The sequence below is a fragment of the Vibrio astriarenae genome (assembly GCF_010587385.1).
Taxonomy (GTDB): domain Bacteria; phylum Pseudomonadota; class Gammaproteobacteria; order Enterobacterales; family Vibrionaceae; genus Vibrio; species Vibrio astriarenae.
On the sequence record NZ_CP047475.1, the window covers coordinates 1,018,868 to 1,042,249 of the forward strand.

The 23,382-nt window shown below is 44.7% G+C and carries 22 protein-coding genes and 1 riboswitch; of the genes, 12 read left to right on the forward strand and 10 right to left on the reverse strand.

The window, feature by feature from the left end:
• Window positions 1-9: 9 nt before the first annotated feature.
• Complete coding sequence (locus GT360_RS04920; RefSeq protein WP_164647794.1) at window positions 10-750, reverse strand: YciK family oxidoreductase; 741 nt, start codon at window positions 748-750, stop codon at window positions 10-12.
• Window positions 751-1,004: 254 nt separating this feature from the next.
• Between GT360_RS04920 and sohB the strand changes: the two genes are divergently transcribed.
• Window positions 1,005-2,066 (forward strand): protease SohB, encoded by a 1,062-nt coding sequence (gene sohB / locus GT360_RS04925; protein ID WP_164647795.1) that lies wholly within the window; start codon window positions 1,005-1,007, stop codon window positions 2,064-2,066.
• 145 nt (window positions 2,067-2,211) lie between these two features.
• On the opposite strand, the gene GT360_RS04930 is transcribed toward sohB, so the two are convergent.
• The gene (locus GT360_RS04930; protein WP_164647796.1) at window positions 2,212-2,622 is read right to left on the reverse strand and encodes an H-NS family histone-like protein; all 411 of its coding nucleotides are present in this window, start codon (window positions 2,620-2,622) and stop codon (window positions 2,212-2,214) included.
• A gap of 691 nt (window positions 2,623-3,313) precedes the next feature.
• Window positions 3,314-3,516: riboswitch (Lysine riboswitch) on the forward strand.
• A 120-nt stretch (window positions 3,517-3,636) separates the two neighbouring features.
• Between GT360_RS04930 and GT360_RS04935 the strand changes: the two genes are divergently transcribed.
• The gene (locus GT360_RS04935) at window positions 3,637-5,238 is read left to right on the forward strand and encodes a Na+/H+ antiporter NhaC family protein (protein ID WP_164647797.1); all 1,602 of its coding nucleotides are present in this window, start codon (window positions 3,637-3,639) and stop codon (window positions 5,236-5,238) included.
• 43 nt (window positions 5,239-5,281) lie between these two features.
• On the opposite strand, the gene GT360_RS04940 is transcribed toward GT360_RS04935, so the two are convergent.
• The gene (locus tag GT360_RS04940) at window positions 5,282-6,181 is read right to left on the reverse strand and encodes a LysR family transcriptional regulator (RefSeq protein ID WP_164647798.1); all 900 of its coding nucleotides are present in this window, start codon (window positions 6,179-6,181) and stop codon (window positions 5,282-5,284) included.
• Between the two features lie 89 nt (window positions 6,182-6,270).
• Between GT360_RS04940 and GT360_RS04945 the strand changes: the two genes are divergently transcribed.
• The 3 genes from GT360_RS04945 (at window position 6,271) to GT360_RS04955 (ending at window position 9,725) form a co-directional block, all read left to right on the forward strand.
• Window positions 6,271-7,491, forward strand: a complete 1,221-nt coding sequence (locus tag GT360_RS04945; protein ID WP_164647799.1) for a multidrug effflux MFS transporter — start codon at window positions 6,271-6,273, stop codon at window positions 7,489-7,491.
• Window positions 7,492-7,619: 128 nt separating this feature from the next.
• On the forward strand, window positions 7,620-8,513 hold the full coding sequence (locus tag GT360_RS04950; protein WP_164647800.1) for a sulfite exporter TauE/SafE family protein: 894 nt from the start codon (window positions 7,620-7,622) through the stop codon (window positions 8,511-8,513).
• Between the two features lie 213 nt (window positions 8,514-8,726).
• Window positions 8,727-9,725 (forward strand): transposase, encoded by a 999-nt coding sequence (locus GT360_RS04955; RefSeq protein WP_164647801.1) that lies wholly within the window; start codon window positions 8,727-8,729, stop codon window positions 9,723-9,725.
• 311 nt (window positions 9,726-10,036) lie between these two features.
• Here the strand turns inward: GT360_RS04955 and rsmS are convergent, their stop codons facing one another.
• The 4 genes from rsmS to dinG are packed head-to-tail and all read right to left on the reverse strand — an operon-like array spanning window position 10,037 to window position 13,624.
• A complete protein-coding gene (rsmS, locus tag GT360_RS04960) occupies window positions 10,037-10,204 on the reverse strand; it encodes a pleiotropic regulatory protein RsmS (protein WP_164647802.1) in 168 nt (55 codons plus the stop codon).
• The gene (locus GT360_RS04965) at window positions 10,204-10,752 is read right to left on the reverse strand and encodes a primosomal replication protein (RefSeq protein WP_164647803.1); all 549 of its coding nucleotides are present in this window, start codon (window positions 10,750-10,752) and stop codon (window positions 10,204-10,206) included. Before GT360_RS04965 ends, rsmS begins: the two co-directional genes overlap by 1 nt.
• Before the next feature lie 15 nt (window positions 10,753-10,767).
• Window positions 10,768-11,538, reverse strand: a complete 771-nt coding sequence (locus tag GT360_RS04970) for a sulfite exporter TauE/SafE family protein (protein WP_164647804.1) — start codon at window positions 11,536-11,538, stop codon at window positions 10,768-10,770.
• A gap of 10 nt (window positions 11,539-11,548) precedes the next feature.
• Window positions 11,549-13,624, reverse strand: coding sequence for an ATP-dependent DNA helicase DinG (gene dinG, locus GT360_RS04975; protein WP_164647805.1), 2,076 nt, complete (start codon window positions 13,622-13,624; stop codon window positions 11,549-11,551).
• A 521-nt stretch (window positions 13,625-14,145) separates the two neighbouring features.
• On the opposite strand from dinG, the gene GT360_RS04980 reads away from it, so the two are divergent.
• A complete protein-coding gene (locus GT360_RS04980; protein WP_164647806.1) occupies window positions 14,146-15,171 on the forward strand; it encodes a porin in 1,026 nt (341 codons plus the stop codon).
• 66 nt (window positions 15,172-15,237) lie between these two features.
• Window positions 15,238-15,927 carry a YccT family protein gene (locus GT360_RS04985; protein ID WP_164647807.1) on the forward strand — a complete coding sequence of 230 codons (690 nt, stop codon included), beginning with the start codon at window positions 15,238-15,240 and terminating at the stop codon, window positions 15,925-15,927.
• Between the two features lie 107 nt (window positions 15,928-16,034).
• Here the strand turns inward: GT360_RS04985 and bioA are convergent, their stop codons facing one another.
• The gene (gene bioA / locus GT360_RS04990; RefSeq protein ID WP_164649576.1) at window positions 16,035-17,312 is read right to left on the reverse strand and encodes an adenosylmethionine--8-amino-7-oxononanoate transaminase; all 1,278 of its coding nucleotides are present in this window, start codon (window positions 17,310-17,312) and stop codon (window positions 16,035-16,037) included.
• A gap of 131 nt (window positions 17,313-17,443) precedes the next feature.
• On the opposite strand from bioA, the gene bioB reads away from it, so the two are divergent.
• The 4 genes from bioB to bioD are packed head-to-tail and all read left to right on the forward strand — an operon-like array spanning window position 17,444 to window position 21,122.
• Entirely contained in the window at window positions 17,444-18,496 is a 1,053-nt protein-coding gene (gene bioB, locus GT360_RS04995) for a biotin synthase BioB (RefSeq protein ID WP_164647808.1), read from the forward strand.
• Window positions 18,483-19,649 carry an 8-amino-7-oxononanoate synthase gene (gene bioF, locus GT360_RS05000; RefSeq protein ID WP_164647809.1) on the forward strand — a complete coding sequence of 389 codons (1,167 nt, stop codon included), beginning with the start codon at window positions 18,483-18,485 and terminating at the stop codon, window positions 19,647-19,649. The genes bioB and bioF overlap by 14 nt, the downstream gene beginning before the upstream one ends.
• Window positions 19,646-20,449, forward strand: coding sequence for a malonyl-ACP O-methyltransferase BioC (gene bioC / locus GT360_RS05005; protein ID WP_164647810.1), 804 nt, complete (start codon window positions 19,646-19,648; stop codon window positions 20,447-20,449). The genes bioF and bioC overlap by 4 nt, the downstream gene beginning before the upstream one ends.
• Window positions 20,442-21,122, forward strand: coding sequence for a dethiobiotin synthase (gene bioD / locus GT360_RS05010; protein WP_164647811.1), 681 nt, complete (start codon window positions 20,442-20,444; stop codon window positions 21,120-21,122). Before bioC ends, bioD begins: the two co-directional genes overlap by 8 nt.
• A gap of 97 nt (window positions 21,123-21,219) precedes the next feature.
• On the opposite strand, the gene GT360_RS21805 is transcribed toward bioD, so the two are convergent.
• Window positions 21,220-21,390 (reverse strand): hypothetical protein, encoded by a 171-nt coding sequence (locus tag GT360_RS21805; protein ID WP_204274545.1) that lies wholly within the window; start codon window positions 21,388-21,390, stop codon window positions 21,220-21,222.
• A 540-nt stretch (window positions 21,391-21,930) separates the two neighbouring features.
• Between GT360_RS21805 and htpX the strand changes: the two genes are divergently transcribed.
• Entirely contained in the window at window positions 21,931-22,803 is an 873-nt protein-coding gene (gene htpX, locus GT360_RS05015) for a protease HtpX (protein ID WP_164647812.1), read from the forward strand.
• A 65-nt stretch (window positions 22,804-22,868) separates the two neighbouring features.
• Here htpX and GT360_RS05020 read toward each other — a convergent pair whose 3' ends face one another.
• Window positions 22,869-23,354, reverse strand: coding sequence for an early set domain-containing protein (locus GT360_RS05020; protein ID WP_239502584.1), 486 nt, complete (start codon window positions 23,352-23,354; stop codon window positions 22,869-22,871).
• Between the last annotated feature and the right edge of the window lie 28 nt (window positions 23,355-23,382).

Here is a 23,382-nt window from a genome sequence, read left to right on the forward strand (position 1 = left end):
GTTCTTTCATTACTTAGGCTGTGCATCTATGCACTGACCGTGCACTGCTTGTCCCTCAGGAGCCATCAGATAGAGGTAGAGCGGCATAATATCGAGTGGTGTTTTCAGTAAATCGGCGTCTTCTGCGGGGAAAGCCGCGGCACGCATTGAGGTGCGGGTACCGCCAGGGTTGATGGCATTGACACGGATTGGAGAATCACTGCATTCATCGGCTAACACCTGCATCATACCCTCGGTGGCGAACTTTGAAATGGAGTAAGTGCCCCAAAACGCGCGACCTTGGTGACCAACGGTCGAAGAGGTGAATACAATGCGTGCATCGTCACTTTTCTTCAGTAAGGGCAGTAGTGCTTGTGTCATCAAAAACGTTGCCTTTACGTTGACTTGCATCACTTCATCAAACATCTTTTCTTCAATTTGGTCAAACGGACTAATCACGCCAAGCGCACCCGCATTGTGGAGCACACCATCGAGTTTGCCAAACTGACCTTCGATGGTCTCGACCATATCCGTATAGTGCTGTTTTGTTGCTCCCATCATATCTAATGGAATGATGGCAGGTTGCGGGTATCCGGCACTTTCAATTTCATCGTAAGTCTGCTCAAGTTTTTTAACCGTACGACCCAGCAGTATCACTGTCGCGCCATGTTGAGCATAACTGATGGCCGCTTGTTTACCGATTCCAGCTCCGGCGCCGGTGACTAAAATGATTTTGCCTTCAAGGGCATGAGATGAAACAGAATATTCCACGATGACATTCCTTTTTAATCTAGAATCGAGAGGGGACTATTGGTACTTTTGTCAACTACCCTCGGATTGCCAGTTGTCTTTGTTTTGATGTGAACAGTACAATAGCCTGTCTATAAACAAGAAAACAATATCAGTTCTCAGATAAATTGAACGAGATAGCGTTATTTATTATCAAAGTAAGTGGGCTGCTGGTTTTGCGTACAATGCGCCGTATCTCGTGACACTGAGTAAATTGGAAACAAGAGGGAATAACATTGGAATTTTTGTTGGATTACGGGCTGTTTCTCGCAAAGATAGCGACAGTCGTCGTGGCAATCGTTGCGATTTTGGTGATAGCGAAGGCTGTTGGCAGTAAGCAAGGTGGAGCCAAAGGAGAGTTGGAAGTGACTGATCTCAGCCAGGCTTACAAGCAAAATATTGAGCAACTAGAGCATCACTTGCATGATGAGGCGTTTATTAAGGCACGTGATAAAGCAGAAAAAAAAGCTGAAAAAGAGAAAACAAAGGCGCGCGAAAAAGAGATCAAGCAAGCTGATAAAGCCAATGAGCTAGATAGTAAGCGAGAGCCCCATCTGTTTGTGTTGGATTTTAACGGCAGTATTGACGCTAAAGAGGTGGCTTCATTAAGAGAAGAGATCACTTCTGTCTTGTCAGTTGCTCGAGAAGGGGATGAGGTATTAGTTCGTTTAGAATCGGGCGGTGGCATGGTACACGCGTATGGTCTAGCTTCTTCACAATTAGATAGAATTAAAGCGGCTGGGCTGCCTCTTACTATTGCCGTTGATAAAGTTGCCGCGAGCGGTGGTTATATGATGGCATGTATTGCTGATAAGATCGTCTCTGCGCCTTTTGCCATTGTTGGGTCGATTGGTGTTATCGCACAGCTACCAAACTTTAATAAGGTGCTAAAGAAGTACGATATAGAGTATGAGCAATTAACGGCAGGTGAATATAAGCGAACGTTAACTATGTTTGGTGAAAACACAGATAAAGCTCGTGATAAGTTTAAACAAGAGTTGGAAGAAACACACGGTCTGTTTAAAGACTTTATTCGCGCTCGCAGGCCTGAATTAGACTTGGACTCGGTAGCGACGGGTGAACATTGGTTCGGTACGACCGCACATGAGAAAGGTTTAGTTGATGAGATTAATACCTCTGATGACCTTATTGTTGCCGCTTGCAAAGAAAAAACGGTATTGAATGTTCGCTATGTTCAGAAAAAGAAAATTACTGATAAATTAGCAGGGGTTGCAGGTGATGCGGCTGAAAACGTTTTCCTTCGGCTAATTCAACGCGGTCAAAAGCCAATTGTCTAGATGACCTTTGTCATTTAATTGTAAGAAGTGATATGGTCAATATATTGGCAGTGTCATTGGACTAAGTGTGATAATGAAGGTATTTGCTTATCACTGATATTAAAAAAGGGCTCCGCGTGGAGCCCTTTTTCGAAATTGCACAACATTAGATTGCGAAATCTTCTAGAGATTTACCTTCATCAAGCGCAGCTTGAATAACAGAAGGTGTGCGGCCTTGGCCTGTCCATGTTTTCTCTTCGCCGCTTACATCAACATATTTGTATTTTGCAGGGCGTGGTGCGCGTTTAGCTTTAGGTTTCGCTTTACCTGTTTCACCAGATAGAGCTGAAATTAGTGCTTCAACGTCGATACCGTCTTTAGAAATTTGAGCAGCGATAGCAGCAAGTTTCGCTTCTTGTTCCGCTTTAGCAGCTTGTTCCGCTTCAGCAGCTTCACGGCGCTCGTCTGTTACGATAGTTAGTTTTTCTAAGGCTTCTTCAAGTTGCTCTAGAGTTAGCTCACGAGCAAATGCACGAAGGCTACGGATATTTAATAGTGTTTTTGTTAGTTCCGACATGACTCTTCCCATTTAATTAATTAAGTCAACGTGAAATATGATATACCCAATATTCCAGTATGACAATAATCTTAAAGTAGATAAACGTAATTAACGTAAATTAAATGACTTATTGTGAACAATTAAACTAGTCAAAGCGCGACATGTTTTATTAATAGAATAAATACTTTAACCAAAATTGACTATCAATATGGGAGTCACTGGTGGGGGGCTGAGAGCATATATACCCTATGCCATTTAATCCGCATGCTGCTCACCTAACCTATCGTGATTGATATAGTGGTTTAAATGTAGATTGAGAATTTGAAAGATAAGAATGTACGTAGATTAACAATAGCGAATAGTTACGTTAATTATCTAGGGTACATGTCACAAAAAATGCTCAAAAAAGGTAAAATTGTCAACGTTTCGACTTGCTTGTTGGCATCAAGTCGAAATCATTGAGGAGGTACCGTAGTTTAGATTGCTTTTTCTATTGTTCCAGTTCCAAGGTTATTCTAATCATCTTCCTGTTTCAAAAAACAAGCGAACAATAAATGAGCAACTAATTGTAGCCTCGACACCGCTCTCAAGAAAAGTGGTGGAATAATGTGTTGCAAATCAAATTCTCATAAGTAGAATGGCCCGTACCTAATGCTCAAGCAGAGTTAATGTGTTGTGAAACAATGTTTACAACATGTTTTGTTTTGAATTGAGCGGTAGAGGCGCGATATCTGATGAGTAGCGTTTATTGGGGTGATACCAATGAATAGACGTGAAAGGCTCTGTCGCCGAAGTAAACCAGGCATATCAACGCCGGCTTGCTGGGGTTGCTTTCGAATAGGAGCAACACTGCCATAGTCTATACTCACTAAAGTGGTGAGGTAGGTATTACTATGGAGCGCTACTGTAGGGTTGGGTGAGGCATTCGCACACCTTTCTTTATCTGATAAGTACTTAACATTCATTAAGTGCACTTATCGCTGCAGTAGATCTCTAACCACATAAATAAAATTAATTTGGTTTTTGAAGATCATGAATTTAATCGATTTTGCATCATCACCGATTTCTTTGTTGCCCCCGCTGGTGGCACTCACATTAGCGATCATTACACGTCGCGTTTTGGTCTCACTTGGTGTTGGTATCGTACTCGGTGCAGTACTGCTGAATGACTACTCGTTCTCTGCTGCCGCAGGCTACGTTGGCTCAGTGGTTTCTGGCGTCTTTATTGAAGATGGCGGTATCAATGAGTGGAACATGAGCATCGTTGGTTTCCTAGTGTTACTGGGTATGATGACGGCACTCTTAACACTATCTGGCGGTACACGCGCTTTTGCTGAATGGGCTCAATCTCGAGTTAAGAGCAAGCGTGGTTCGAAGCTACTGGCTGCATTCCTAGGCGTATTCATTTTTATTGACGACTATTTTAACAGCCTAGCAGTAGGTGCGATCTCTCGTCCTGTTACTGACCGCTACTACGTGTCGCGCTCAAAGCTCGCTTATATCCTTGACTCTACAGCGGCGCCAATGTGTGTTCTTATGCCAGCGTCAAGCTGGGGTGCATACATCATGACGATCGTTGCGGGCATCTTGGTTTCACACGGTGTTACCGAATACTCGGCAATTGGTGCGTACGTTCGCATGATTCCAATGAACTTCTATGCTGTGTTTGCTCTATTGATGGTCTTCGCGGTTGTATGGTTCCAGTTGGATGTTGGTCAAATGCGCAAGCATGAGATTGAAGCGTCTCAAGGCCATGGCTTTGAAAACGACAAATCTGATGATGAGAAAGCGGCTCACGAAATTAATGAAGAGCTAGATATTAAAGAGAGTGAAGGCGGTAAAGTTTCTGACCTAGTTCTCCCTATTGTGTCACTTATTGCCGCTACGGTGGTTGCGATGCTGTACACGGGTGGTGCCGCACTTGCTGATGAAGGCGAAGCGTTTAGTCTGCTGGGCGCGTTTGAAAACACAGATGTTGGTCGCTCTCTTATCTATGGTGGTGTTGTCGGCCTAGCGGTTGCTCTATTCACAGTTATCAAACAAGGTCTTCCAGCAGCAGATATCTCACGCACGCTTTGGATTGGCGCAAAATCAATGTTTGGCGCAATTCTAATTCTTGTGTTTGCTTGGTCAATTGGTAGCGTGATCGGTGACATGAACACTGGTAAATACCTATCGACTCTAGCTGAAGGTAATATCGGTGCACATTGGCTACCTGTTATTCTATTCCTACTCGCGGGTTTGATGGCATTCTCGACAGGTACATCTTGGGGCACGTTCGGTATCATGCTCCCTATCGCTGGTGATATGGCGGCAGCGACTGATATTGCATTGATGCTTCCAATGTTGAGTGCTGTTCTTGCTGGCTCTGTCTTTGGTGACCACTGTTCTCCAATTTCAGATACTACGATCCTGTCTTCGACAGGTGCACGTTGTAACCACATCGACCACGTGGCGACTCAGCTACCATACGCACTATCAGTTGCACTGATTTCGTGTGTAGGCTACATCGCACTTGGCTTTACATCCTCTGTCGCGATGGCGTTTGTTGCATCAGCCGTGACATTTATTGTTGTGTGTTTCGTGCTTTCAACATTATCAAAATCAAAGATGGCGAGCTGTGCGAAAGCTTAATGCGTTACTTTGATTGATTAAATAGACGCCAGCTGACTTGTTGTCAGCTGGCGTTTTTTTGTGCCTGATGCTCCATAAGCCGTGCTTTTAAATAGTCGATAAATAACTTGGTTCGGGTGTGTTCCCGATCAAGATTAGGGTAGTAGGCATAGATAGTCAGCTCTTCTGCCATAATGTCAGGCAGTAATCGAATGAGTTGGCCGGATTCGACCTCAGGTTCAATCATGAACTCGCTAACGATCATAATCCCCATCCCTGACTTACCCGCATAAAATAAAGCTTCTGGATTGGTAGTAGAGAAGTTACCGCTAACGGTAATGCGTTTGCTGTTTGATACGCGATATTCTCTTTCTGGCTTTTCCCCCCAAATTAATACGTTATGATCGGCAAGTTCTTCGACACAAGTCGGTGTACCATGCTTTTTGATATAGCTCGGCGCTGCATAGAAAGCAATTTTTCGCTCGAGTAGTGGAATTTGCTTAACACTGAGTGAGTTGAGCTGTTCTAATTCACGTGAAATGAAGACATCGAGATTCATCTCTGGAAGTTGACCTGGTGTCGTCGTGGTAAGTTGAACTTGTATGTCTGGATAAAGCTCTAGAAAATCTTGCAAATACTTAACTAAGAACTTAGAACCAACCGCAACGGTTGCACCGACTCGGAGCAGACCTTTGGGTGAGCCTGAAATAGAGCGTGTATCGTCAATAATGGTTTGCCACCGCGCTAGTGACTCAACGCAGCCTTGATAGAAAAGCGTTCCAGCTTCTGTTTGAGACATTGAACGCGTGGTTCGCTTTAATAACTGCGTGCCAACACGGCTCTCGAGCCAGTGGATGCGCTTGCTCACTGCTGAGCTTGTGGTGTGCAACCTACGGGCCGCTCCATTGAAGCTCCCTTCCTCAATCACAGTGACATAAGTATTCACGCATTCTAACCAATCCATCTCGCTCCTCAATTGTTTCCTGTTAAGACGTAATCTATTTCCATAATGGCTAGTTATCACTTGAAGGGCAATAATATAAACTCACAATCATGAATTTAAAGACGACTTCCTTTAACAAAACGCCACTTATTCTGGCAATGATGATCATCGCTACTGGACAAGTAGGGGTGAGTATTTACTTACCCTCACTTCCTTTAATGAGCGAATCACTTGGTGTAGATTCCACCCAGATTCAGCTAGTTGTCACCTTATTCTTGATTGGATTTGGTGGTTCTCAGCTATTTTATGGACCGCTTTCAGATGCCATTGGGCGAAGACCTGTGTTTTTGCTCGGTCAAAGCGTTTACTTATTTGGGACGGTTCTCTGTTTTATATTTACCGACAGTTACACTGCGTTGATTACGGGTCGCTTACTGCAAGGCTTAGGGGCGGGTAGTGCGTCTGTACTGAGTCGCAGCGTTTTACGAGATAGCTATGATGGTCCGAACTTAACCAAAGCGCTTTCGTATATGTCAGTGACGGCCTCCATTCTTCCAATAATCGCTCCAGTATTTGGTGGCTGGATAGCCCACCACCTTGGGTGGCAGTCAGTATTTAGTTTTGTCCTAGTTTATCTTATTGCGATATTTACTATTGGTTGGAGAGTCTTGCCAGAAACATTGCCTTACTCGCCCAGCAAGTTCGAACCAAGGAAAATAGTCGGTACTTACATAAAGCTGCTCGGTAATTGGCAGGTGATTCAAAGTGCAAGCTATAACTGGGTCACGTATTTAGGGGCGGTGGTGACCTTAAGTTTGTTGCCATTCCTGATGCAAAAACAGCTTGGGATGTCGGCTGCCGATTACGGCACTATCATGTTAATCCCTTCATTCAGCCTCCTAATAGGGACAGTCTGTTTAAACCTAATGAGCAAGCGGCTTTCACAAATGCAGATTTTGTTTTTGTCGATGTTAATTATTTCAGCTTCCGGGCTGGGTTTGCTATTGGCTGAGTTTAATACCGCTACTTTGGTTATCGCCTTTTCTGGTTATGCATTTGCTCAAGGAATTTCGTTTCCGATTTCTATCGCTATGCTGCTTGCTCCGCATAAGAAACAAGTGGGCTCGGTCTCTGCATTATCGGGTTCTGTTCAGATGATTTTAGCCGGGGCTGCTGGTGGTTTCTTAATCGAGCATTGGGTATCTGACCAACAATCGTTGGGTTATTACTATTTGGTCAGTGCTATCGTTATGGCAGCAATGTCCTTGGTTGTTCCATTAAAAAAGCGACTGAAGAGAACGGGATTAATTCTATCTGGTGATGAGAATTAACAAGAAATGATGGGTGTTTTACGTGCTTGTTAATTCGCTTTGAAGCATGAGTAAAAGTTTAAGATTTTCATAGGAACAGTAATGGATAGCGGTTAAAATCGCGCGTTTTTTTTAAATGGCGTACCGACATGACAATTCTTAATCTACTTCAGCTCGGCCTAACATTAGGCGGTTTAATTTTCATCGTTATGCTCATAAAAGCATGGCGGGTGAAGCGCGATAGTGAAGTGGGAACTAACACTGTCGCAGTGGGCGCAATTGGTGGAATTGCGAACTTTTGTGACACTCTAGGTGTCGGTAGTTTTGCCATCAAGACTGCCGGATATAAGCAGTTTAACCTGGTAGATGATAAAGATTTGCCGGGTACTTTGAATGCACAAGCCGCGCTGGCTACCGTGGCGCAAGCGCTGATTTTTCTGACCGCTGTGGAAGTAGACATGACGACGATGGTGAGCTTAATTGTTGCTGCATGTCTGGGGGCAACAATTGGTGCACGAATCGTGTCAGGGCTTGATCGTCAAGTCATTCGCTTGATTATGGGTTGCGCACTGCTCGTCGTCGCTATATTGATGTTAGCGGGCCGCCTAGAGCTGTTTCCGTTAGGTGGTACAGAATTAGGCCTTTCGGGCACAAAACTCGTTATTGCTATTGTCGGTAACTTTATCTTTGGTGCATTGATGACGGTTGGCATTGGTCTGTACGCGCCGTGTATGACAATGATCTACCTGCTTGGGATGAATCCAATTGCCGCTTTTCCAATTATGATGTGCTCATGTGCCTTCTTGTGTTTCTTTTCTGCTGGTAGCTTTATTCAGCGTCAAGCGCTTAATACACGTGCGGCGCTTTCAGTCGCGATTACCGGACCGATTGCTGTTTTGATTGCCGCCTTTATCGTGAAGTCTCTCGACTTAGATACCTTAGCTTGGCTTGTTACCGTCGTGGTGTTCTACACATCGATTACAATGTTCCGTTCTTGGTCGAAAGGCAAAGCGGAATTGAGATCTGCTCCTGTGACATCCTAATGAGAATGGAACTCGTGTAAATGACAAGCCGGTGGCGTTTCTCCACCGGCTTTGTTTTTATAAGGACAGTCCAATTAATGTTGTAAGAGGACAGTCCATCAACGACCAGGTTTGCAAAGTCTCATTTTGTTGTATGTATCCAACGCATGAAACTGTGTGATGTCGGTCGAAAACACAATTAGCTTGGTGGAGTTGTACTAGATAGCGAATATTGTGTTTAGCGAAGTTAATGAATATCAGAGTGATTTTATGACAACCGCTAGAAAACAACTCGTTGATTTAAATACCACACCCTATTATCACTGTGTTTCCCGATGCGTACGCCAATCATTTTTATGTGGTGTTGATAAGCTATCAGGTAGGTGTTACGAGCACAGAAAAGCTTGGGTTGAGCAGAGAATCTATGATTTAGCCTCAATGTATTGCATTGATATTTGTGCTTATGCCGTCATGAGTAATCATTACCACTTGGTGGTGTGTATCAACCGAGATAAGGCGAAATCTTTAGATGCGCATGAAGTGGTTCTGCGATGGAGCATGGCGCATAGTTTGCCAGATGTAATCAAAAAGTGGCAGGTAGGAGTCCCTTTAGACAAAGCAGAGCAAGGTGCATTTGATAACTTTATCAGTCGCTGGCGAGCAAGGCTTTGTGATTTAAGTTGGTTCATGAAGGAGTTGAACTATGATATTGCTCGCAAAGCTAATCAGGAAGATGAATGTAAAGGCCACTTCTGGGAAGGACGTTATAAGAGTCAGGCACTTTTGGATGAATCTGCACTCATTGCGGCGATGGCTTATGCCGACCTGAATCCGGTTAGAGCAGGTGTCAGCAACGACCCGCTAAGCTCTGAATACACCTCAATTAGGCGAAGAGTTGTGTCACTCGCGAATAATCAATCGCAACCTGATGGCTTATCTGCGTTTAGAGGTAATACGATAAGAAAGACTGATGCCGGACTGCCATTTAAGCTAATTGACTATATTGAGCTACTTGATTGGAGCTCTAAGCAGTTTCGACCGGGTAAGAAAACGATCAAACAAAACTGTCCAAATATACTTGATCGTCTTAAATTAAGGGAGGCGAATTGGTTTAACGCTATCACGTTGTTAGAACGAAAACGGTCACATTTCATCGGGACCAAGGACAATATAGACAGAAGAAAAATACAGTTACGCCTTCGTAGGGCGAGCGGGTTTTGTCTGAACAAGTAATCGTATAGCCACATTTTTAAACCGAAATTAGCATTTCGTTACCTAAACCTACCATTTTAGTAATTTACTTTGAACTTTTAGTACCCAGCCGATTTTCGATTGCATGTTAAGCAGGAACTTTATAGGTAAGTTTAAGCTGCTGCTTAAAAATGAGGTGATTTGATCTTAAATGGACTGTCCTGTTAAGACGTTAAAATTCTTTGGTATCTGTTAGATAGAAGAGTTTGTTAGTTAGACTTTGTACGCACTGATTGGACTGTCCGCATAGCTGAGATGCAGGTACTGGCCTGTCCGCGTAATTGGGCTAGTTGTTATTGCTTCAACTTCGTAAGCAGGTCACTGCGGACAATTTCAATAGCCTTAAGTGCTGTCTCAGGAGCGATTTCGTTGGATTCGAGTAGATAGATGAGATCAACGGCGAGCTTAATCTCTTCGGGTGCTTGATCCAAGTTGGATGGCGTTGAGTTTTCATTGCTCATTATTGGTGTTTCTCGCGATAAGTAATTTGGTTTTCGATTTTTAATTTGGCGGCTCGACAGCGTTCGAGGCGTTGTTCTGCGGTCAATAGAGCTTGCTGCGCTTGCTGTTGGTAGAAAGCGGGAGCGGAGGTTAGGGCTCTTTGCTTGTCTAATACCATTTCGTGTAAGCGTCTTTCCCAATCTTGGTGTTGAGCAAGCTCCTGATAGAGAACGTTGATCGGTTTGCGGAAATAGCTCGAGTGTTTGGGTTCTTTGGAGCGAATTTTAACGGTGGAAAGCTCACGCTGAATTGCGGCAATTTGACTAATTAGTCTGTCCGTTAAGTATTCGGCGCGTGCTTGGGTCAACCTGCCTGATTCTTGCTCGCGAGCGATTGAATCTGCGACGCTCTGGGCTTCTTGAATGCAGGGCACAAGTAGGCGCGAGCGAGACTGAAACAGTTGTTCATCAAACAGCGGAAGGTGATGCTCTCCTCGCTGACGGTCAACCGTTGCAGCTTGAGAAGACAAGTCTTCTAACAAGCGACTAATTTTAGAAAGTTCAACCATCTGATTACGTCTCCGTTAGAACCAAGCGTCAAAGGCTAGTTTAACAGAAAGAACGATAACGACAGTGACAAATACAGGGCGGATGAAACCAGCACCAAAGCGTATAGCAGAGTGCGCACCGACGTAAGCACCTAGCATCAAACACACACCCATGGTTAAACCGAGTAGCCAGTTAATATGCCCAAGTAGAGCAAACGTCACTAATGATGTGAAATTGCTGGTGAAGTTCATCGCCTTTGCGAGTCCAGAAGCGAGCAAGATATTCAGACGGTATAAAGCCATTGAACTGACTGTCCAGAAAGCGCCAGTACCCGGTCCGGCAACACCATCATAAAAACCGAGCGTAAAGCCTTGAATGTACTGTTTCTTGTTCACTTTTGAGCATTTTGCGGGCAACGTATTCTGATTAGCATGTTGAACTTTAGGCCAGAGGGTATAGACCGCCGTCATTAAAATAATCAGAGGCAAAGCTTTTTCCAGCCATTCAGTGCTGATTGCATCAACAATCATCGTCCCAGCAACAGCACCCACCAAAGTCGCAATAAATGCCGGAACCCAAAAGCTCGGTTCAAACAGGCGCTTTTTGTAATAAGTAAATGCCGCAGTGGAAGAGGCAAACGTTGCAGCAAGCTTGTTTGTTCCCAATGCTATGTGAGGAGGTAACCCCAAAGACAAAAGAGCGGGAACGGTAAGCATACCGCCACCGCCAGCAACAGCGTCGATAAATCCAGCCACAAAAGCGACTAAAGCAAGCAAGACAAGCATGCTTGGTTCAAGAAATTCCATAGATTAATTCTTATTTATGTATTGTGCGTTTAAACGGAGGCAACGAGTCCAGGAGAGCTTTTCCGTAACGCTTTGAAACGACTCGTCGGTCAAGCAGGTAGACTTTACCAGAGTCTTTCTCTTTACGCAGTAGTCGACCAACAGATTGGATGAGCTTTTTACTCGCCTCGGGTACCGCTATCTGCATAAATGGATTGCCACCACAACGTTCAATATATTCCGAGTGTGCTTGCTCAACGGGTGAGGTGGGGACACCAAAAGGAATCTTGGTTATGATGAGGTTGGTTAATTCATCCCCTGGTAAATCGAGGCCTTCAGAGAAGCTGCCAGTACCAAAAAGAATGCTGGTTTTATTGCATTGAACAAGCGTTTTATGTTTTTTTAGTATTTCAATACGCGATGAATCTCCTTGAACTTGCAATGCCCAACCTTTTTTAGTGAACAGTGTCCCGAGTTTCTCTGCGACCTGGTTCATTTGCCAATAAGAAGAGAATAAAACTAAGTTGGCTTGCTTGTCCTCAACTAACTTAGGCAAAATATCGATAAGATATTCTGTAAATTGTGGCGCGTTGGGTTCATATTCCATCTCTGGGACGATGAGCTCTGCCTGATTGGGGTAATCAAACGGTGAGGCCAAAGCCAAAAACTTCACGCCATCTTCAGGTCGTTCGCTTATCCCAGCTTGGCGGCAGAAATAGCTAAATTGATTTAAAGCGCGCAGCGTTGCGGATGTGACTACTGCACCGATGCATCGGCTCCAGATCTGCTGATCCAGCTGCCAACCCACTTCAAGTGGTGATACGGAAACCACAAAATCACCCTCGCGATCTTTGCTGATTTCAAGCCATCGTGCGAGAGGTGCGCCTTTCTCTCTTGTCGGCTCAGCCATCAAGTTCCAAACTTGTGCTAGGTTATCACAGCGTTGGATATAGAAACCAAGCTCAGCTAGAGCAGGTTCGGCCAGCCTAGAAGAGAGCTCGCCTTCTTTTACTCGTTCAGATATTAGATCCGCAATTTTTGCAGTACATTGTGCTAGCTTCTGTGTGCTGGACTTTAGCCCCTTCGCTTCCTCAAACAGCCAATTCGGTAGCTCGCCATCTTCAAAACGGTAAATGCCTTCTTCAAAGTGAGCTGGGTCGAACTGCTTGGGCATTTGGGTTAACGTTGGCACTATGACTTGAATGGCTTCTTGGAGATCATTTTGGAAACGACTAGCTCGCTTCACATCAGCCAGGCTGGCGTGTTTTGAAATCACTTGGTTAAGTCGCTCTAGCCAAGAAGCTGCGCCTTTTAGACTAGCAGCGGCAGACGAGTGCTCTCGTGCCACGTGCGGTAAATGATGGGCTTCGTCGAAAACATAAATCGTATTTTCTGGCTCTGGCAGGATAATCCCGCCGCCTAAATCTGCATCTGCCATCACTAAACTGTGATTGGCGATGATAACGTCTGCTCTGTCAAGGTCAGAACGAGCTTTGGAAAACGGACAGCTACGATGTGCTGGCAAACTGTTATTACAGGAGTGTTTATCACTAACGATTAACTGCCAGATATCATCTTTAATTGGCTTTGGCCAGCTGTCTCTATCACCATCCCACTTACCTTCAGAAAGGGCTTTATAGAGTCTAGCTAACAGCTCAATGTCTTTTGCTTTAGGTTTACTTTCAAACATCGCCACCTGGCCACCATCTTCACCACTAGCGGCAGCGAGCTTTTCTGCACAGCAATAGCGTTGACGACCTTTTGCCAATCGGAATTCAAAATCCAAATCGGTGATACGACGAAAAAGAGGTAAGTCTTTGTCGATAAGCTGTTCTTGTAATGCAACGGTAGCTGTTGAAATAACGACCTTTCTGTTGTTTAACACCGCAACTGGGATAGCGCCCATTAAATATGATAATGATTTACCGATCCCTGTACCGGCTTCCGCGACAATCATGCGAGTTGATTTGTGATATTCACCACTAAGTGACTTAGCAATTTCGGCGACTAGGTAGTTTTGCGAGCGTCTAGGGACAAAATTTTCGAGCTGAGCTTGTAGATTTTGGTAACTAGTGCGGATGGATTTTTGAACGTTTGGAGTCAGCATGATTGGCCCTATTTTATCGACTTGCCGAGTCTAGCACATCTCTCTGTGGATTCGATAACGAACAAAATGGACGACTTTTGGCTGAAAGGGTGATTTTTATCACAAAATTAAAGTGAACCTTTCATGATCTAACATCAATAAAACTCAAAGTTATATTTTATATCACAGAGTTTATTCAATTACCGATATCTATGTCGTTATATTCTGATTTATTTGCTTATGTCAGGATTAAAACCTAGGAAACGCAACTTTAACAAAATTAGCACTTGCTTAACCTTGGTGGGTTGGTAACAAGTTCCCATTAAAAGGAATCAAGCTAAATCATTGGTTTATAGTGACTTTTATCTTTATTGATGTTTTTTGTTGTGTGATTTGACATGTGGCATGATCTTTTGCAATCTAAATCCCGTCATTTACTCGGTAGCGACATCGGACCATTTAGAGTTTGAGTTGTTATCAAAAAAACTAAAAAAGGGAACCAGGATTCGGTATCCCTAAACTAAGAAAAGGCAGTGGAAATTATGAAAAAGACGCTACTAGCTCTAGTGGTTGCAGCGGCAGCTACTTCTGTGAATGCAGCAGAAATCTATAAATCAGAAGACGGTCAAGTTGATTTCTATGGTCAACTACGTACAGAGCTTAAGTTTCTAGATTCTAAAGATCATGATGCAGACCTGAGCTCAGGTTCATCTCGTATGGGTATTGATGGCAGCTACGCTCTAACAGATACTATCGATGTGCTGGGTAAGGTTGAAGTAGGTATTCGTGACAACTCAGATGTAAATGTTCGCCAACACATTTTCGGCTTCTCTGGTGACTTCGGTACGATCAAACTAGGTAAGCAATGGACAACTTCGGATGACGTTTACGGTGCTGACTACTCATATTTCTTTGGTGGCTCAGGTTTACGCTACTTAACTCTAAACGGCGCGTTGCACGATTCACAAATCAAATACGCATTTGATGCTGAAAACTTCTGGGTTAAAGCTGGTTGGGGTCTAAACGAAGGCGATACAAACCAAGACCTATATGAGGCGTTTGTAGGTACATCTTTCGGTGATCTTGCTCTACATGCTGGTGCCGGTGTTAACCGTGATCGTGAGCATGCAACTGAAGATTTTGGTACGCTTGATGTAGAAAACACATATTTTGAAGTTACAGCAGAGTACTCTATTGGAGACCACCTAGTCGGTGCGACTTACTATAACTCAGAGCTAAATAACAAGGGCAACTCAGAAAAAATCGATGAGAATGCTATTTCTGTAGCGGGTGTGTTCCAAGCAACAGAAAAAACTGGAATCTATGGCGGTTATGAGTTTGTACAGCAAGAAACTTCAGGCTTTGCTAACAATGAAAAAGAAGACGGTACAGTGATTTACGTTGGTGCAGTGCATAAGTTTAACAGCTGGTCACGTGTATATGCTGAGTATGGTTACGGCGATGGCACAACTCTAGGTTACTCGAACCGTGAGTCTGACACAACTGTGGGTGCATCAATGGCTGATGGTGAAAGTAACTTCGCAATCGGTGCTCGTTTCTACTGGTAATCAGACTAGTTGACTGCTTTCTAAAGCCCGGCTTAAGCTGGGCTTTTCGTTTCTAAAGGGATTCATATGAAAATTAAAGCTCTGACACTTGTTACCATGTTATCGATGAGCCTGTCATCCTTTGCAGCAACGCTCTACGTGAAAGATACGGTAGATATTTTGGTTGTGAATATGGAAAAACCAAAACTATCAGGTCAATCTTTCAACTCAATAATAGAGGTAGATTTGCCAGAGGGAGCTAATCAGATTGTTTTCCAATATGAGCCAGTGATTGAAACGACAAACGAACGCAAAAAAGTCTACGGCCAAACCCAGGTTGTGACGTTTACATTGTCACAAGATCAAAACGTCCAATTCAAAATGCCAAACTATCGCTCGGTTCGCTCGGCCGAGAAAGGCCTCAAAGATCTCGACTTCAGCATCATCGACCAACATGGCAACGAAGTAGAAAAAACAGTCGATGTCCTTAAATCAGAGGGGGTTCAATTAGGCCGCAATCATATAGAGGAAGTCAGAGAGTACAATATTAATGGTGGACCGGCTGCGGTTGCTATTTCTTATGTCGCTGTCGATAACACCGCTAAAGTTGCAAAGCCAGTTGTATTGCCAGAGCCAGAAGTCGCTCCACAGTCAGCGACCCCCGTTCAACTTCCTGAGTTGGACTCTAAAGAGCTACAGCAATTGAAAACTTGGTATACAGAAGCATCGCAGGATGACCGCAAGGCGTTTCGTAAGTGGCTGATCGATTTTGAGTAATATTTAGAATACAGATGTCGAAAGCTTGAAGGTTTGAGGCTAAGGGAACATTAAAGTCTAAGCCTCTACCTCTGACTTCTGAACTCTGTATTCCTAACTCCCATCACCTAATTAAAACACTCATCCCTATCCAAAGCTGTACTTATCGCTCCAACTAACTTCTCAACATTCCCATACTCACTGATATAAGGGGGCATCATATAAATTAGCCGTCCAAACGGGCGAATCCACACGCCATTGTCGACAAAGTGACGCTGTATCACTTCCATATTGACGGCGTCAGTTGTCTCAACGACACCAATTGCCCCTAGCCAACGAACATCTTGAACGCGTCTATGATTTTTTATTTTTGGTAAAAGCTCTGCAAAAGCCAGTTCGATATTGAGAACCTGTTGCTTCCAATCATCACATTGTAAAAGTGCCATACTGGCATTAGCCACCGCACACGCAAGTGGATTCCCCATAAATGTAGGACCATGCATAAAGCAGCCGGCTTCCCCACTGCAAACGGTGTTCGCTACTTTTGGAGTGGTTATCGTTGCAGATAGTGTCATATACCCGCCGGTTAGCGCTTTGCCTACACAAAGAATATCAGGCTGAACATTGGCGTGCTCACACGCAAACATCTTGCCTGTCCTGCCAAATCCAGTCGCGATTTCATCGAGGATCAATAACACACCGTAGTGATCACAAAGATCACGCACGCCTTTTAGAAAGTTCGGATGATAGATCCGCATACCTCCCGCACCCTGAACAACAGGTTCTATGATCACAGCAGCGATTTGAGAATGATACTGTTCGAGTTGCGATTTAAAGTCATCAAGATCTGATTCATCCCAGTCTTCGCCAAAGCGGCATTTCGGTGACTCGGCAAAAATATGCTCTGGTAGAAAGCCTTTGTATAGACTATGCATTGAGTTGTTTGGATCGGTCACCGACATCGCGGCAAAGGTATCGCCATGATAACCGTGACGAAGGGTTAAAAACTTAGGTCTGGACTGTCCTTTGGCGTGCCAATACTGCAGGGCCATTTTTAAGCTGACTTCGACGGCAACCGACCCAGAGTCGGCGAGAAATATGTGCTCTAAGTTATCTGGAACTAGCGATAAGAGTTTTTTACCCAACTCGATCGCAGGCTCGTGCGTAATCCCCCCAAACATAACGTGCGAGACTTTATCGATTTGGTGGTGCGCAGCTTCGTTGAGAACAGGGTGGTTATATCCATGGATGGCGGACCACCATGAAGACATCCCATCGGTTAGCTCTTTTCCATCCTCTAGCGTGAGTGTTACTCCCTGTGCGGATACAACCGGGTAGCAGGTAAGAGGAGTGAGCGTAGAAGTGTACGGATGCCAGAGGTGCTGGCGATCGAAGGCGAGATCCATAGCCATAAAATAAAATCCAAAGATTGCTAATTGTACAGATGTAAACTTCACCTGAAGTCTGAGTGTTGACAGTGTAATGTGTCACGGTAGACTAGCCAACAACTAGTTTGAAAAATGCAAAAGGAATCATCGTGGAAGTTCGTCACAATTGGACTGTGGAAGAAGTTCGCTCCCTCTTGGCTAAGCCCTTTATGGATTTACTTTTTGAAGCGCAGTTAGTTCATCGTCAGTATCAGCAAACCAACCATGTACAAGTCAGTACGCTGCTTTCGATAAAAACGGGCGCTTGTCCGGAAGATTGCAAATATTGTCCACAAAGTGCTCGCTATACGACGGACGTAGATAAAGAGCGATTGATGGAGGTTGAGCGGGTGTTGGATGCGGCGGGCAAGGCGAAAGCGGCAGGCTCAACGCGTTTTTGCATGGGGGCGGCTTGGAAGAATCCGAAAGAGCGTGACATGCCACTGCTAACGGATATGATCAAAGGCGTCAAAGAGATGGGGTTAGAGACGTGCATGACATTGGGTATGTTGTCTCCTGAACAAGCAGAAACGCTGGCTAATGCAGGATTAGACTACTACAACCATAATTTAGATACGTCTCCAGAGTTCTACGGCAACATCATTACGACTCGTACCTATCAAGAACGACTCGACACGCTTTCCCACGTTCGTGATGCTGGCATGAAAATTTGTTCGGGTGGCATTATAGGAATGGGTGAGAGCGCGAATGATCGCGCTGGTCTTTTGGTGGAACTGGCTAACTTGCCGGTTCACCCTGAGAGTGTGCCGATTAATATGCTGGTTAAAGTGAAGGGGACACCGCTCGAGAGTGCGGAGGATGTTGACCCATTTGATTTCATTCGTTTGATAGCGGCGACACGAATCATGATGCCGGGCTCTGCTGTGCGCCTTTCGGCTGGCCGCGAGAACATGAATGAACAGATGCAAGCGCTGTGTTTTATGGCTGGGGCAAACTCGGTGTTTTATGGCTGTAAGCTCTTAACGACACCGAACCCAAGCGAAGATAAGGACATGCAGCTGTTTAGTAAACTCGGTATCAACAGTCAGCAAGTATCGCAAAAGCCAGATGAGATTGAGGAAAACGACCTCCTGGATAGGTTAGTAGAGCGTGTCGTTTCACGTCCCACTGAAAACGATCTGTTTTACGATGCCAGCTCCTAATTTTTCCCATCGAATCAACCAGGCATTGCAATCGCGACGAGAGAAAGGTCTTGAGCGTAAGATTCGACCGGTGATTGGTGGCAATCAAACCGAACTTGAATGTCAGGGACGTCGCTATTTTAACTTTTCAAGTAATGACTACCTTGGTCTCGCCAATGACCCGGAGCTAGTAAAAGCGTGGCAGCAGGGCTTGAGTGTGTATGGTTCTGGCAGTGGAGCGTCACCGCTGGTCACCGGTTTCACATATGCACATCAAAACTTGGAAGCCTCTTTATGTGATTGGCTCGGCTATGAGCGAGCAATCTTGTTCAATTCAGGGTTTAGCGCAAATCAGGCGGTGCTTTTTAGTTTATTAGAAAAAGACGACCTGTTACTGCAAGACAAACTCAACCACGCCTCGTTAATGGAGGCAGGTATGCTATCGCCAGCCTCCATGAAGCGCTTTCGACACAATGACACCAATCACCTGAATACACTATTAAACTCCGACTGTGCCAACTTGGTGGTGACCGAGGGGGTGTTCAGTATGGATGGGGATATTGCTCCACTGAAAGCCATCCAAGATAAGTGCTTAGACAGAGCTTGGCTGGTGGTGGATGATGCCCATGGCATCGGTGTGTTGGGTAAAGAGGGGCGTGGCAGTTGTGAGACAGCTCAAATTACGCCAGATATCTTAGTCGTTACTTTTGGCAAAGCGTTTGGCTTATCGGGTGCGGCTGTTTTGTGTCGTCACAATACTGGAGACTATTTAACACAGTTTGCTCGACATCATGTCTACTCGACGGCAATGCCTCCGGCGCAAGCACACACGCTGACTCATGCCGTGGAGATGATCCGTGGGCAACAATGGCGACGAGACAATCTGGTTGAACTCAATCAACTCTATGAAGAGTTGCTGTCAGACCTTCCGCAGTATAGAGAGACACAGACACCCATAAAGCCTTTTGTGATTGGAAAGAGTGAGGCAACCGTTAAGTCAGCGAACTATCTACGTCAACAGGGACTTTGGTTAACGGCAATTCGCCCCCCAACTGTTCCGAACAACACCGCCCGATTGCGTATTACCCTAACGGCAAACCATACCAAGAAACAGATAAAAACCTTGGCAGCGGGGCTGCGCCAAGCGATAGAAAAGCAAGGAGATGCATCATGAATGCGGTAATGATGTTGGATGACACCTTACATGAAAAGCAAGCCATTGCTGATGCATTTGGACGCGCCGCCAGCACTTACGATACCCATGCCAAATTTCAAAGAGATGTTGGTCATTGGTTGTTGGACAAAATGCCCCAAGACTTATCCGGTAAGGTGGTCTTGGACCTTGGATGTGGAACGGGCTATTTTTCAAAATTGTTGCTAGAGCGCGGTGCTACAGTGGTTTGTGGCGATCTCTCTGCTAAGATGCTCAACCAAGCAATGCAGCGATGCGGTACGGTGAATATTACCTATCAACAACTCGATGCAGAGTGTTTGCCTTTCAATCACCAGAGGTTTGACTATGTTTTCTCTAGTCTTGCCTTGCAGTGGTGTGAAGATTTGTCTGTACCATTAAGTGAAGCAAAGCGAGTATTAAAGCCTAATGGTACGATATTCTTTAGTACCTTACTCGATGGTTCTTTGTTCGAGCTCAGACAAGCATGGTCAGAAATTGATTCATATCAACACGTGAATGATTTTATTTCATTCAATCGGTTAAAAATTGCGTTAGCTCAATCACAATGTATTAACCATGCCCTAGACTTGCCGACCATTAAAGTTTGGTACCCGTCAGCGTTTGCTGTTATGCGGGACCTTAAGGGGATTGGGGCGACGCATGTAAGTGGTCGCGGTCAAGGGTTAACGAGTAGACGTACCTTGATGCAAGTCGATATGGCTTACCAAAAATTTACAAATCAGCAAGGTCTTTTACCTGCAACTTATCAAGTTTGTTTAGGGGTTATTCAGCATGATTAATGCTTTTTTTATTGCTGGTACGGATACTGATGTAGGCAAAACGGTGGCATCTAAAGCCATCCTACAAGCGATGAATGCGGAAGGAAAACGCACTATTGGATACAAACCGGTTGCTGCGGGTAGCGAAAAGACCGAAGAAGGCGTACGTAATTCTGACGCGCGTCATCTACACTCTGTTTCGACTGTAGAAGTGACGTATGAAGATGTGAATCCTTATCCACTGCTTCTACCAGCTTCTCCTCATATTGCTTCAAAAGCCGAAGGGATTAACATTGAGTTTTCTCTTATTTCTGACAAGTTAGAGCAGCATAAGCAAAAAGCCGATGTTGTCCTTGTTGAAGGTGCTGGCGGTTGGCGTGTCCCTGTCAATGATACAGACTCGTTCTCAAGCTGGGTAAAAGAAGAGAAACTACCCGTTGTTTTGGTCGTGGGCATTAAATTGGGTTGTTTGAGCCATGCTATTTTAACAGCAGAGAGCATCATTGCTGATGGCTTAGACATTGTCGGTTGGGTTGCTAATCGAGTGAACCCTGGTATCGAAAACTACGCTGAGGTGATCAAGTGCCTGGAAACTCGTATTCCAGCGCCAAAAATGGGTGAAATCCCATACACACCGAATCCTAAGCGTAAGAACTTGGGTAAGTACATCGACCTTTCACCACTGAAAAAGTAAAGAACTCAGTCGATTTACGTCACCAAAAGAGATAAAAGGGCAGATAACATCGCGTTATCTGCCCTTTTCTACATATAAGCCGAGTGGTCGTATAGGATTACTCAGTAGATAACCCCATTAGAGCATATTGTGTTTCTGCAATCTGCTGCTCTTTATCCTCATCTAAAGCCTTAATGCCTAACTGTTTTTTAGCTTCGTTTTCTGTCACGCCAAGGTGGCAGCAAAGCAGGTCAATCGCCATCTGATATTCGTTGTTAACTTGTGACATCTTGCAATCCTTATAAACATGTTTTGCTACATCTATAGCCAATGTAGTAGGTCAAAAGAGGAGACTCAATACGACTTAAGTCTAATGACGTGCTAACCATCGGATATTGCTAGAATTAGAGCACAAGTCGCTTTCGCACTGATTTTAGACAGGCGGCGCTGCATCAAGAGAGTTCGTAGTGTGGCTGCGCAAGTGTTGCGGCGTGGTTGCGCAAATCAAAGCATCGTCATACTGAGTTAATTTCAGTATCTATTTCATGAGTGCGCTTTAACTAACAACTTAACCCCGAAAAAATGCAGAATAATAGGCTAAGGTATCTGCATTGGCGCAATGAAATCAAACATTGCGTCATCGTTGACTAAAGGCCATTAACAACCCGCAACATTCTCCACAAAATGTTGCAATTCTTCACTTAACCTTGAAAACGAAAAATTAGACTATATATAACTGTGTAGCATGGGGTTTTCGTGCTTAACAGGCCATCCAATGTCGGATGTGGTCATCACGAACCTCAACAGACGTTTTCCAACGGAGAAAGGAATGAAACGCGTATTACTCTTTCTAGCAACGAACTTAGCTGTCGTACTGGTTTTAAGTGTTGTTCTTAATATTGTTTATGCCACAACAGGTATTCAGCCAGGTAGCCTAAGTGGTTTGCTGGTGATGGCAGCCTTGTTTGGTTTTGGTGGCGCGTTTATCTCTTTGATGATGTCTAAGAGCATGGCGCTACGCTCTGTTGGCGGTATGGTTATTGAAAGCCCACGCAACGAAACAGAGCACTGGTTGATGGAAACGGTATCCCGTCAATCTCAGCAGGTGGGTATCGGAATGCCTACCGTCGCTATTTATGACTCTCCAGATATCAATGCTTTTGCAACGGGCGCAAAACGTGATGACTCTCTTGTAGCGGTCTCTACTGGCCTTCTTCACAATATGACGCGCGATGAAGCAGAAGCGGTATTAGCACACGAAGTGAGTCACATCGCTAACGGTGATATGGTGACAATGACCTTGATGCAAGGTGTTGTGAACACGTTCGTTATCTTCTTATCACGCTTTATTGCCAATATCGTGGCCTCGAATCGTGATGAAAATGGCGAAGGTGGCACGAGCATGATGGTTTACTTTGGCGTGTCTATGGTACTTGAGCTAGTATTTGGCTTCTTAGCAAGTTTTATTACTATGTGGTACAGCCGTCATCGCGAGTTCCATGCTGACGCAGGTGCCGCGCAACTGGTTGGTAAACACAAGATGATCGCCGCCCTAGAGCGTCTGAAAGTGAGCCATGAACCACAACTGGAAGGCTCAATGATGGCGTTTGGCATCAATGGTAAGCGTTCAATGACCGAGCTATTGATGAGCCACCCACCACTCGATAAGCGCATTGAAGCGCTGCGCCAACAGCAGTACTAATTTGCATCTAGATATGAAAGAGGCCGAGCATTTGCTCGGCCTCTTTGCATCAGACTTATGTTGGTCTACCCACACTTCGCGACCATTACCGAGAATGGTGCGCCTGACTCATCAAACTTCATACTCCAAACATATTGGCCTGATTCAAGCAGTTCCACTTCGGTGTCTTTGGCATAGCCACCAAACTTGAGTGCTTTCTCTTCACCAATAGTCATTGAACGACCGTCTGCTGTGAATTGTGGGCTCCAGCTTGAACTTGCGAACTGCATTTTGTATTTGCCTGCCGTTTCCTGTGTTACGGCCTGGTATAGGTTGTCACCCTTATATTTGTATTCTCGGTCTGGGAAATGTTTCCAGTCAGAGAAAGTGCCAACGACATATAGTGTATCGTTAATAGGGCCTGCTTCAGTGCTGTCTGGAAGAGAGCAGTTACTCATTATTTCAAAGTTATTGTAATTCGCTGGTGGCGTTACTTCTTCTGGGGTGCTTTGGCAACCTACTAATAGTGTACTAAGAGCAATTAATGTTATTGGTAAAGCAGAGGTTTTCATTGGAATGTCCTTATTTTTATGTCTTGCT